We start from the raw sequence: 12,310 nt of genomic DNA, 5'->3' as shown, positions 1-12,310 counted from the left end.
AAAGCGATTGGGGGCGGCTTCAGGGCAATGGCACGCCGCGTGCGGCGACCAGGACGGCGTACCAGCTCTCGCGGGTCCATCGCACCTTATAGGCCTCTACCGCCTCGGCGATGCGCTCGGGTCGCTGGGTGCCAATTATCGGAATGATTCCAGCAGGATGCGCCATCAACCAGCTGTAAGCCACCGCAGCCAGAGGGGCGTTTTGCCGCTCTACCTCACCCTCTAGTGCAGCCACGACGGCGCGCTCCCGCTCCGTCGTCGGCGCCGCCAGTCGTCCACCGCCCAGCGGCGACCAGGCGAGCGGCGTCAGCCCCTGCATCATTGCCTGATCCATCTCGCCATTTTCAAAACAGTCGATCCGCACCGGCGAGATTTCCGGCTGGGTGGCGACAATGGCAATGTCACCGAGGAACGTCTGCAACGCGGCGATCTGCGCTATCGTCATGTTCGAAACACCTACGCTGGCGATCTTGCCCGCTGCCACCGCATCCGCCAGCGTTCGCGCTACCTCCTGCGGGTGCGTCAGGATGTCGGGCCGGTGAATCTGGTAAAGCTCGACCCGCTCGACCCCCAACCGCTTGAGCGACGCGTCGATCGCGCCAGACAAATAGGTGGCGCTCTGGTCATAAGGGAGAGGTGGCATGATCCCCCCCTTGGTCGCCAGCACAATCTGCTCACGGATGCTGCGGTCAGCCGCCATCACTTCGCCGAACAGCACTTCGGCATCACCAAAGCCGCCACTGCCATCAAAACCATAGATGTCAGCCGTGTCAAACAGGGTGATCCCCGCATCAAGCACGCTATGGACTAGGCGAGTTGCCGCCTCAAGGCTCTGGCCGGAAAATCGCCACATGCCCCAAGCGAGGCTCGATACGGCAATCCCGCTCTTGCCAAGTGTGCGGGTGGTCGGTGGTGAAGGCAACAAACTCATGTCAATTCCTGTGTGTTTTGGCGGGGCATTGGGTGGTTGAGCGCCGTTCGATCAACTCGTGCGGCAGTCGCTTGTGGGTTATGTCACCGCCACCCAACAGTAATTGGGCGGCGGTGTCAGCCAGTTCGAAAACGGGCTGGCGAATAGTTGTGAGCGGAGGCCAAACGGTGCGTGCCAGTGTGGTGTCGTCGAAACCGGCCACCGACAATTGTTCCGGAACGTCTACCCCACGGTCATGCGCGACAGCCAGCACCCCGGCGGCCATATCATCATTGCTGGCAAAAATGGCGGTTGGCGGACGATCCATGCTCAGAAACGCGGTCGCTGCTTCGGTGCCGCTGTCAAAATCGAAACGGCCAAGTGCCACGAGTGAAGGTTCGAAACTGATCCCTGCCCGATCGAGCGCGCGGCGATATCCGAACAGCCGTTCGTCCGACGCCATATGGTTGGGATGTCCCTTTATGAAGCCGATCCGTCGATGCCCGAGGTTGATGAGATGGGTGGTCATGTCATCGGCTGCCTGGGCATCATCCATGAAAACGCTGGACGTCAGCGCATGGTTGGTGCCCGGCGAAATGCGAACAAAAGGAATGTTCATTGCCTCAAGAGCGCGCAACACAGGCCCGCAGTCGGTCACTGGGGAAGAGAGGATGATTCCATCAACATGGGTTTCGGTGATCAGGCCACGCACCTGCTCGCCGACATCAGGGTCGTCGACGTTGACTGGTTGCGCCAGCAAGCGCACCCCCGCGCCATGACAGCGGTCCCAGCATCCCGACTGGATCTGGTGCATGTAATAGGGACTGTGATTGTCGTAAATTAGGGCAATCTGGTTCGACTTCGTCCCGGCCAATATGCGCGCAGCGACGCTGGGTTTGAACCCCAGCTCCTGCATGGCCCGTTCAACCTTCTCGCGCGTATCGGCGCTCACATAGGGGTGGTCGTTCAGGACCCGGCTGACCGTCTTGATCGCCACCCCTGCCCTTGCAGCCACATCGCGGATATTGGCCCGCTCACTGTTGGCTCTTTCACTCATTGCCGGTCCCTTACTTGCTTCAGGCTGGCAAACAGCGGTGCTGTGGCAGTGTCTGGCCGGTAAAACACTGGTGGCTCGCCGATTGGCGCTACTACTACATGCCAGCCCGGGCCGCGGTCCTCGCCCGACCAGACATGCCGCCAGACTGTCGCGCTGTCACCCGGAAGATACACCCGACGCGACACCGCGCCTTCCTCAATCACCGGCGCTACCATCAGCTCGGCTCCATAGAGATACTGGTCCTGTATGATGAAGGTTTCTCGGTCATCGGGATAATGCAGGAACAGCGCGCGTTGGGCCGGCAATCCCGTCGTCGTCGCTTCGTCGCGCAGATGCCGTATCCACGGAGCCAGAGCCTCATGTACCCTGCTCCACCTGACAAAGCCGGCGAGCAGATCCGGCGTAGAGTCGATCTGCAGATTATCGTCAGGCCGGTTGCCTTCATGAGTTCGCATGACCGGCGAAAAAGCGCCTAGTTCATACCAGCGCATCATCAGCTCCTCAGTCCGAATGTTGCCATGCAGACTGGTGTAACCGCCAACATCCGAATGCGAAAAGGCATTGCCGACGAGACCCGAGGAAAGAGCTGCGGTGATGACGGTGCCAATGCCATCGTGGCGGCTAAAATCGACCGACTGATCGCCTGCCCAGAGCAGTGGGCAATAGGCCTGAACCCCGGTGAAGCCTGCACGCATGAACCATACGACCTCGCCGGTCTTGCCGCGCGAGGCGACGGCACGATGGTTGACCTCGGCCCACAGCACCGGCCAGCGATTGTGCATCTCCATCGGGTCGCCATCGTGCAACCTCAAGTCGACCGGCAGATATTCGCCAAAATCGGCCATCCAGCCGTCGAGCCCGAAGTCGATCATCTGCTTGCCGATAATTTCCTCGGCGAACCAGGCGGCGGCGGCGGGGTTGGTGAAATCGACCACGCCCGCGCCAAATTCGCCAAAATCGACCGCAAAAGGCTCGTCGCTATCCTGCTTGAGCGCCAGATAGCCCAGCTGTTCGGCCTCGGCATATTGCGGGCCATCGACGGCCAAATAGGGGTTCACATAGCCGAGGAAGCGGATGCCGCGTGCCTTCAATTCCGCAATCCGCTCGGGCAAATTCGGATAACGCGCCGCGTTCCACTGCCAGTCCCAGAACAGGCGGCGGCCAAAGCTCGTCTGGCGAATGCCAACCCAATCCTCGCACCACAGGCCGGCCACCGCCGCGCCCGCCGCAATGATCTTTTCGAGCCGCTCAAAGCTGTTCCCGCCATCCTTAAGGCCAACGATGGCACCACCGGCGGTCCAGTCAGGCAAGGCAGGCCGTTGTCCAGCGTCACGGGCCAATTGCCCCACCAAATCTGCAACGTCCCTTCCGACAAACAGCGCGAAATCGGCGCTGCCTGTCCAAAGACGGGTGGTGGCGCGGCCCGCACTCGTCAGGTCCAGCTCAGTGTAGCAGCTGTTTTCTATCTGTACGGCATGGCCTCCTGAGAAAATCATGGTCGGTTGGGGATAGTTGGTTGTCCAAAAATCCCCACCAGCAAAGGACCCATCGGCACTCATCACATCAGTCAAAGCGGTGCCAGGCTCCCGGCCAACCCCCGGTTCGCTCGTCCACATCGGAAAGTTTCGACCGTTGAGCGCCAGATGGCTCATCTGTTCACCACCACCCCAGACCATGGTGTTCGGTTCAACAACCCAGTCAACGCTGATCCGGTCAAATGACGGATCACGGCCGTTGGCATTGAACAACGACATGTCGAGAGTGAAGAACAGGTCGAGCAATGGCGGCCCGTCTGGCGAATCAGAAAGGAAAACGAAGCCTTTATCCAGATTCCCGGCTATGCCGTCTGCCCAGCCGATGCGCGTCATCGCCGCCTGTGGCAGCACCATATACCGAAGTGCCCGCTCGTCACTCGGCGCATCCTCCATGCGGAAATTGCCGCGAACCATCGTGACGCTGGGATTGCCTTTGGCAATACGGAACGCGGGTGCTTCAACGCGATGACGTAGGATGACCCGATCACCGAGCAACAGGTCAAACCCGCCGCCCTTATCTTCAGGTCCCGCCACGACAAAACGCCCTGTCACTCCGACACTCCCTTTCGCCACGAAACCTGAGACTCCCTGCTGTTGCGGGAAAGCATCACTCATGGCGAGCCTCTCGTCGAGATCGTATGACACCGCTTGACATATGCTCTGGCCTCACGCAACACTTTTGCTGCCATGGCCTGCCGCGACGAAGCAGGGCCGGGCGATTGCGCGCACTCTCCGGCGCGCCATAGGGAGGAATTTTCATGACCCGCATTTCCACCGGGCTGCGCCGCAGCCTGCTCGCAATCAGCGCGTCGGGGCTCGCCCTCGCCATTGCCGCCCCTGCATTCGCCCAGACGGCGTCTGATGAAGACAGCGGTGACATCATCGTCACAGCCAACCGCGTCGAACAGAATCTTCAGGATGTGCCGATCGCCGTCAGTGCGGTCTCGGGTGATCGCCTGCTCGACAGCGGCACCAACAGCCTCGAGAACATCGGTGACATCGTTCCCTCGGTGACGTTCCGCAAGGGCACGACCAGTGCAAACAGCGCGATTGTCATGCGCGGCGTTGGCACCATCACCTTCTCGGTCGCGGCCGAGCCCAGCGTGTCGACCGTTGTCGATGGCGTCGTGCTTAGCCGCTCTGGCCAGAGTTTCATCGATCTCGTCGACATCGACCGCCTCGAGGTTCTGCGCGGCCCGCAGGGCACACTGTTTGGCAAGAACGCCAGTGCCGGTTTGATCAACATCATCAGTCGTGGCGGAACCGACACCTTTGAAGCCGAAGCCAGTGCAGAGCTTTACGAAGGTCAGGAGTATCGTTTGCGCGGATCGCTTTCGGGTCCGCTGGGCGATAGCCTCTCGGGTCGTTTGACCGGCTTCTACGGCAGCTATGATGGTAACATCCGCAATATCAACCCCGCTGTGAATTCCGACGTCAACGGCTATGAACATTATGGCCTGCGCGCTATTGTCGATTACGACAATGGTACATCGAAAATCCGCTTCATTGCGGATTATTTCCGCGGCAATGATGATTGCTGCGCCGAAGTTACCGGTGTCTCGCGAGGTGCAACTCTTGATGCTCTGCTTGCCATCCCGGGCGGAAATGCACGTGGTGAAGACCAGCGTATCGTCAACCACAATCTTGTAACCCGGACGAAGGATACGCAGTGGAGCCTGACCGCGTCTGGCGACTTTGACGTAAGCGACAGCCACACGCTCAGCCTCGTCGCTGGCTACCGTAGCTGGGAAAACACCGAAATCCGTGAAGGTGACTTTTTGCCGCGTGCGGTGATCGGCGGCGGTGAACTCCATGACCGCGGCACGGTCAACACCGATCAGTACAGCTTTGAGGCGCGTATCGCTTCGGACCCGAATGAAGCGTTCTTCTATCAAGCTGGTGCCTTTATCTGGTATTCGCACAACACGCAGTTGTTCCGCCGCAGCAACATCCAGTGCACCCTGTCGTCGTTGCCGGCGCTGCCGGGCGGAGCCATCCCGTGCAACACCACCGTGTTTGATGCGGCCAACAACACCATTTTCCCGACCGCCTCGTCGACCAGCGACGTCGATTCCACCAACTATGCGCTGTTCACCCAAGCAACCTATCGCTTCAGCGACCAGTTCAGCCTGACCGCAGGCCTGCGTTGGACAAAGGATGAGCTGTCCTACACCCATACCCGTGCGCCGGGTGTCGATGCCCGGACCGGATTGCCGGCAACGGGTGCCGGCGTGTCGGGTAACCCTGCTGGCGGCCTGACGACCGCCACGCCGCCGGGCAATGGCACTAACACGTCGACCGGTGACAGCAACAATAGCAACTGGTCTGGCCGGGTGTCGGCACAATATGAGCCGAGCGATGACCTGATGCTCTATGTCAGCTATACACGTGGCTACAAGGGGCCAGCGTTCAACGTCTTCTTCAACCACACCGCTCCCACCAATGCGGTCGCGATTGATGAGGAAACTTCGGACAGCTATGAAATCGGTCTGCGCAGCCAGTTCGCCGATATCGTGACGTTCAACGCAACCGCGTTCCAGGTGACCTATGACGGGTTCCAGGCCAACAATTTCATCCTGCTTGGAACGCCACCAGTTCTGGTTTCAAACCTGACCAATGCCGGTCAGGTGCGATCAACCGGCTTCGAGGTCGACACGGTTATCGAGGCGGCTGAGGGCTTTACCCTGCGTGGCAGCATCGCCTATGCCGATGCCAAGGTGCGTCGCTTCAACCCGAACCCGCTGACCAACGCGCCAAGCGCGCTCAACGGCACCCGTCTGCCGTTGGCACCGGAATGGAGCTGGAATGTTGGCGCGGACTATGAAACGCCGATCGGTGACAGCATGCGGTTCTATGCCAACACCAGCTACAGCTATACTGGCAGCCAGTTCTCCGACCTCGGCAATGCCGGTCCGATTGACAGCTATGGAATCTGGAACGCCAGCATCGGCATCAGCGATGCGGATGACAATTATCGGCTGTCACTCATGGCCCGCAATATTGGTGACACCAGCTATGTACTGCTCAACACCAGTGCAGGTCAGCGCCTCCACATTCCGCGCGACGCCGACCGCTATTTCGGCATCGGTCTGCGTGTGAAGATGCGCTGATTGCAAAATCTGCGATCCCCATTCCTTGCGCACTTGCCTCCGGGCGGGCAGCCAGGGGATGGGGATTGCCATGATCGGCCCTGCCGCTCAGGATAGATGCCGATGACAGGTATATCTCGAAATCTGCGTTGGGCGTTGTTCGCCACCTTGTGCCTTGCAGGCATATTCAACGCGATGGATCGGCCTGTCATTGCGATACTCAAGCCAGATATGATGGCTGACTTCGGCTGGACTGACAGTGATTTCGGTGATCTCGCTGCGGTCACGCAATTTTCGGCTGCCTTTGCCTTTCTCTTCACCGGCTGGCTGGTTGACCGGCTGGGGGTCAATCGATCGATGCAACTGGGTGCTTCCGCATGGAGCGCGGCCGCGATCGCCCATGGTTGGGCGACCACCATGTGGCAGGTCGTGGCTGCTCGAGCGGGTCTAGGTGTGACAGAAGCGGTTCAGACGCCACTGACGATCAAGACTGTTGCCACATTGTTTGAACCGGATCGCCGTTCATTCGCCTTCGGCGTGGCAACATTGGTCGCCAGTACCGGCACCATTGTCTTGCCATTCGTCGTGCCCGCCCTAGCCTTTCTCTTTGGCTGGCGCGGAGCACTGGTTGTCGGGGGTGTTGGCGGTTTGTTCTCGCTTTTCCTCTGGATGTGGCTGGCTCGGGGGGTTGGCTCGGTATTGGCCACTGTCCCCGCCACTGCTCGTTCTCCGGACAGTGCCGGGGATGACATTCAACATGCTGCCTACGGATCGGTTTTGGCAAATCGCCGCACATGGGCAATCGGCGTGGCCAAAGCATTGTCCGATATGACCTGGTGGTTCATCAACTTCTGGCTTGCTGATTATTATCGAAAGGAATTCGGCCTCTCTACGCTGGAATTGGCTGTTCCGCTGGCGATTGCATTTGCCGGTTCAGGTATCGGAGCCTTGTTTGCAGGGTGGGTCTCAACCCGACTGCTCGAGAACGGATGGACAGTTAATCGGGTTCGCAAGACTGTCATGCTGGCATCGGCGATGATCGTTGCGCCATTGCCCTTGGTTGCCCAACTCGACAGTTTTTGGCCGGTGGCGGTGATGATGGGATTGGTGATGGCCGGCCATCAGGGGTTTTCTCTCTCAATCTTTTCCGTGATCACCGATGTTGTTCCCACAGCCAAGGTCGCGCGTGTGACCGCCTTTGGAGCGTTCATGGGCAACATGGGCGGCGTGGCCATCAGCCTCATTGCGGGACGGGTGCTTGATGCAGGCCTCGGCTTTGCACCATTGTTCATCTTTGCTTCCGCATCCTATCTGCTCGCCCTCTTGTGGCTGCATCTGCTGATGCCGTCGATCCGACGCGATGAAGGCGCATTGGCTAGCGTTGCGCTTTGAAGGCTGTGTGAAGGACGTCGCTCGTGGTATCAAATTCCAAGGGAGCAAGGCAGACGCCTTGATCGACACAGATGGTTAAGTTGGCGAATGATCCCAACCAATATGCGGGCGATCTTTATGGTGAGCTGACCTTGGCGGAATCGGGCAGCAAGGCCCCCGGCCAGCCGCTTCTTCCCGGTCTTGCGATTTGTGTGATAGCCAGTTGCGCTGCGGCCTGGTTATCGGAACATTATGGGATGCCCATCATCCTGATGGGTTTGCTTCTGGGCCTCTCCCTCAACTTTGTCGCGTCGGATCAGCGCACCCATCGCGGCCTTGATTTTGCTTCACGGACTTTTTTGCGCGTCGGTATTGTCATCCTCGGGACGCAAGTGACCATTGCCCAGATCACTGCACTTGGCCTGCTGCCCTTCGTAGGCCTTGCCCTTGTCATGCTGCTGGCCTTTGCTGGCGGTATGCTCGGTGCGAAGATTGCAGGCCAAAAGCCTGAATCTGGAGTTCTGGCTGGCGGGGCGACAGCCATTTGCGGAGCTTCAGCAGCACTCGCGCTGTATAGCGTGCTGGGAAAAGAAAAGCTGAGTCAGGCGCAGTTCGCTCTGACCCTAGTCGGCATTTCTGTAGCGTCCGCGCTCGCCATGTCATTTTATCCGATCATCGCCGATCTGTTGCATCTGACGGATCGACAGGCAGGATTTCTGATCGGTGCATCCATTCATGATGTCGCGCAGGCGATAGGCGGAGGCTATGCCTTCTCGGACGAGGGGGGTTCCTATGCGACCATCGTCAAATTGGCCCGGGTGGCACTTCTGGCACCCGTTGTCGCCCTGGTCGCCCTAGCGTTTGCTCCCGCCGGCGGTGACGATCCGGGCGCAAGACTTCCCATTTGGCGCCGTCTCGCCCTGCCCTGGTTTATCACAGCATTTCTCACGACTGTCGTGCTCAATTCGATGATCAGCCTGCCGGAAATTGCGACGACATGGTCGCTGAGCTTGTCAAAGGCCCTGCTTTTGTTGGCGGTCACGGCGACTGCCATGCGCAGCCGCATGGATCTCATCATGCAAATGGGCTGGCAAGCGGTGATGCCGGTCATGGGCGCGACTTTGGCAAGTCTGCTTGCCGCTCTGGCCTTCACCATTTTTGTGATGTGACAGACGTGGGCACCGGCAGCCGGTTTCAAATGCAACTGCCCTGCGCTAGGGGAAGTCATGATTCAGCCACCTCGCTCCGCCATTCGCTCACTCGCCCGTCAGGATGAAGCCGCCATTGTAGCCTCGAACCTTGCCGCACTGGCTGCGGCGGGGCCGGATATCGGCACGGTCAAGTCCATTGGCCGGCGTATCATCACCGTCGCCAAGGCCGAAGGCGAGCGCGATACGTTGGTCGGGGCGTTGATGAACAAATACCGCCTCTCAACCGAGGAAGGTGTCGTGCTGATGTGCTTGGCAGAGGCTCTGTTGCGGGTGCCAGACAGCGACACAGCAAATGCCCTTATCCGGGACAAGATTGCGGGCCGCCATTGGACCGAGGGTCAAGAGGACGGAGACGGCAGCTCCTTCCTCATCCAGATGAGCGCATTTGGCCTCAGCCTTGGATCTGCGACCTTGCTGCTTGATCAGATCGGTAGTCGATCAACCCCTGCTGCCATTTTGCGGCGTATGGTCCGCAAGTCAGGCGAACCGGTGATCCGACAGGCGGCCTATGCGGCCATGAAGCTGCTGGGACAGCAGTTTGTCATGGGAGAGAACATTGAGGCGGCTATCCGACGGGCCAATCGGGAGAGTGGCGACCTGGCTTCGTTCGACATGCTTGGCGAAGCGGCGCGAACCGCAGCCGATGCGGCCCGCTACGCCCGGGCTTATGGGGACGCCATCCTTGCCCTGGGCGCAGGTGCAAAGGCGGGTGATCCCCACGCAAATCACGGCATCTCGATAAAATTGTCGGCACTGCATCCGCGCTATGAGTATCTTCAGGCTGATCGGCGCCGCAAAGAGCTGTTGCCGGTTGTCGTTTCCTTGGCACGGGCTGCGCGTGAAGCCAATGTTCCCTTGATGATCGACGCTGAAGAGAGCGATCGGCTTGAACCGCATCTCGACATTTTTGAGTCTCTGATTGAAGAGGGCATCGCTGACGGCTGGCCTGGCTTGGGCATAGTCGTCCAAGCCTATCAAAAGCGCGCAACCGCGGTCATCGAATGGGTCGGGTCGCTTGCCCGCTCTTTCGGTGTCAAGGTGGCTCTTCGTCTGGTCAAGGGCGCCTATTGGGACAGCGAGATCAAACGCGCGCAGGTCGCCGGTCTGGCAGACTTCCCGGTGTTCACCGAAAAGAACCATACCGACATCAATTACATGCGCTGTGCGCAACTGTTGCACGGCTTGCAGGACTGCATCTATCCGGCGTTCGCGACGCATAATGCGATGACCATAGCGTATATCGCCAGCCTGTTTGGCCAGAGTGCCGACCATGAACTGCAGCGACTGCACGGTATGGGCGAAGGTGCGCATGACGCGCTGATGGGCGTTGCTCGGCCCGGGCGACCGGTGCGGGTCTATGCGCCGGTTGGAACGCACCGAGACCTTCTGGCCTATCTCGTCCGGCGGCTTCTGGAAAACGGAGCCAATTCCAGCTTCGTCCACCAGTTTGCCGATCCGCATGTCACCGTCGAAGAACTGGCGCTCGATCCGCGCGAACCGGCGGCGCGACCAACAGGTCCAGCCTTGCCGACAGGGCTTGATCTCTATCTGCCGGATCGGCGCAACAGCATTGGGCATGACCTTGGCGAGCCTGGGGTGCCCGAGGCACTATTCGATGCAATGGCCGCCAGCAGCCGATCCATTCGGCTGGCCACCCCCGTTATTTCCGGCAGAGCCCTGAGCGGACTGCGGCTTCCCGTCCTCAATCCCGCAACCGGTGCGCCTGTTGGCATGGTCATCGAAGGCGATGCCGCGATGGTGAATATGGCTGTTGAGGCGGCGCTGGTTTCACAGACGGACTGGAGCTTGGCGGGCGGAGATTTCCGCGCCGACAGGCTTGAACGGGCGGCTGACCTGATTGAGGCGGAAGAGGCGCGATTCCTTTCGCTGGCGATGGAGGAAGCCGGCAAGACCTTGACCGACGCGATTGCCGAAGTCCGCGAAGCGGTTGATTTCCTGCGATACTATGCCTGCGAGGCACGACGCCATTTCAGCCGCGCGACAAGCTTGCCGGGACCCACCGGTGAACGCAACGAACTCATCCTGGAAGGAAAGGGCCTGTTCGTCTGCATCAGCCCATGGAATTTTCCGCTGGCCATTTTCCTTGGGCAGGTCAGTGCCGCCTTGGTGGCGGGCAATGCAGTCATTGCCAAACCAGCCGAGCAAACGCCACTGATCGCTGCTGCGGCAGTGGAGGTGCTGCACAGGGCAGGAGTACCGCCTGAAGTGCTCCATTTCCTGCCCGGCCAGGGCGAGACCATTGGTGCGGCACTGACCAGCCACCCGGCCATTGCCGGTGTCTGTTTCACCGGCTCGACCGAAGTGGCCCGTATCATCAACCGCACCCTGGCTGATCGTGATGGCCCGATCGCTGCGCTGATTGCCGAGACCGGGGGCATCAATGCGATGATCGTCGATTCGACCGCGCTGCCCGAGCAGGTGGCGCGTGACGCGGTGGCATCGGCGTTCCAGAGCGCGGGACAGCGCTGTTCGGCACTGCGGCTGCTGATCATCCAGCGTGACGTCGCTGAACCGATGATCGAGATGATCGCCGGAGCGATGGCAGAACTCGCGGTGGGGAATCCGGCTGATCCCGCCACCGATGTCGGGCCGATCATCGACGCTGAGGCGCGGGAGGCCATCGCCGCCTATGTCGCTGAGGCGGAAGCGGCAGGGCGGGTTATTGCCCGGGCACATCGCATGACAGGTAGGGCGGAAGTGGGACATTTCGTTGCGCCGACACTGATCCGCCTGGATGCGATCAGCGATCTCAGGCGCGAAATTTTCGGGCCGGTGCTGCATGTCGTCACCTATGAGGGCGATGAGCTCGACGCGGTCATCGATGCGATCAACGCAACCGGCTATGGGCTCACACTGGGTCTGCACAGCCGGATTGACGCAGTGGCGGCGCATGTTGCGGCGCGGGCGCGGGTCGGCAACATCTATGTCAACCGCAACCAAATCGGCGCAGTTGTCGGGGTACAGCCCTTTGGCGGTCGGGGTCTTTCAGGTACCGGGCCAAAGGCGGGCGGACCGCACTATCTGCTCCGTTTTGCCGAGGAAAAGACCGTCAGCACCGATGTTACGGCGGCGGGGGGGAATGCGGCGCTGATGGCGCGCTGAGCCGCGCCGGTAGA

General features: G+C 60.1%; 7 protein-coding genes. 4 read left to right on the top strand and 3 right to left on the bottom strand.

The genetic code is table 11. The features are described from left to right. Positions 1-19: 19 nt before the first annotated feature. From GV829_RS04310 to GV829_RS04300, 3 genes are read right to left on the bottom strand one after another with little or no spacing between them, the layout of a single operon-like run. Complete coding sequence (locus tag GV829_RS04310) at positions 20-931, bottom strand: aldo/keto reductase (RefSeq protein WP_169944166.1); 912 nt, start codon at positions 929-931, stop codon at positions 20-22. Between the two features lies 1 nt (position 932). Further along, a complete protein-coding gene (locus tag GV829_RS04305) occupies positions 933-1,967 on the bottom strand; it encodes a LacI family DNA-binding transcriptional regulator (RefSeq protein ID WP_169944164.1) in 1,035 nt (344 codons plus the stop codon). Beyond that, the gene (locus GV829_RS04300) at positions 1,964-4,054 is read right to left on the bottom strand and encodes an alpha-glucosidase (protein ID WP_246203039.1); all 2,091 of its coding nucleotides are present in this window, start codon (positions 4,052-4,054) and stop codon (positions 1,964-1,966) included. The genes GV829_RS04305 and GV829_RS04300 overlap by 4 nt, the downstream gene beginning before the upstream one ends. Positions 4,055-4,260: 206 nt before the next feature. Here GV829_RS04300 and GV829_RS04295 point away from each other — a divergent pair, with 206 nt between their 5' ends. The 4 genes from GV829_RS04295 to putA all read left to right on the top strand — a co-directional run bounded on the left by GV829_RS04295 (position 4,261) and on the right by putA (position 12,296). Beyond that, positions 4,261-6,612 (top strand): TonB-dependent receptor, encoded by a 2,352-nt coding sequence (locus GV829_RS04295; RefSeq protein ID WP_169944160.1) that lies wholly within the window; start codon positions 4,261-4,263, stop codon positions 6,610-6,612. Positions 6,613-6,714: 102 nt separating this feature from the next. Further along, positions 6,715-7,983 (top strand): MFS transporter, encoded by a 1,269-nt coding sequence (locus tag GV829_RS04290; RefSeq protein ID WP_169944158.1) that lies wholly within the window; start codon positions 6,715-6,717, stop codon positions 7,981-7,983. A gap of 71 nt (positions 7,984-8,054) precedes the next feature. Then, positions 8,055-9,131 carry a YeiH family protein gene (locus GV829_RS04285; RefSeq protein ID WP_169944155.1) on the top strand — a complete coding sequence of 359 codons (1,077 nt, stop codon included), beginning with the start codon at positions 8,055-8,057 and terminating at the stop codon, positions 9,129-9,131. 57 nt (positions 9,132-9,188) lie between these two features. Continuing rightward, positions 9,189-12,296: a bifunctional proline dehydrogenase/L-glutamate gamma-semialdehyde dehydrogenase PutA gene (gene putA, locus GV829_RS04280; protein WP_169944153.1), complete on the top strand. Its 3,108-nt coding sequence runs from the start codon at positions 9,189-9,191 to the stop codon at positions 12,294-12,296. Positions 12,297-12,310 lie beyond the last annotated feature (14 nt).

The sequence above is a fragment of the Sphingomonas lacunae genome, assembly GCF_012979535.1.
Classification (GTDB): domain Bacteria; phylum Pseudomonadota; class Alphaproteobacteria; order Sphingomonadales; family Sphingomonadaceae; genus Sphingopyxis; species Sphingopyxis lacunae.
Note: the sequence above shows the minus strand (reverse complement) of the source record. Positions and strands in the feature narration are given on the sequence as shown.

Bases quoted from the DNA above. Each gene is read 5' to 3' on its own strand.
- GV829_RS04310 (WP_169944166.1), bottom strand. From the start codon at position 931: ATGAGTTTGTTGCCTTCACCACCGACCACCCGCACACTTGGCAAGAGC.
- GV829_RS04290 (WP_169944158.1), top strand. From the start codon at position 6,715: ATGACAGGTATATCTCGAAATCTGCGTTGGGCGTTGTTCGCCACCTTG.
- putA (WP_169944153.1), top strand. From the start codon at position 9,189: ATGATTCAGCCACCTCGCTCCGCCATTCGCTCACTCGCCCGTCAGGAT.
- GV829_RS04285 (WP_169944155.1), top strand. From the start codon at position 8,055: ATGGTTAAGTTGGCGAATGATCCCAACCAATATGCGGGCGATCTTTAT.
- GV829_RS04295 (WP_169944160.1), top strand. From the start codon at position 4,261: ATGACCCGCATTTCCACCGGGCTGCGCCGCAGCCTGCTCGCAATCAGC.
- GV829_RS04305 (WP_169944164.1), bottom strand. From the start codon at position 1,967: ATGAGTGAAAGAGCCAACAGTGAGCGGGCCAATATCCGCGATGTGGCT.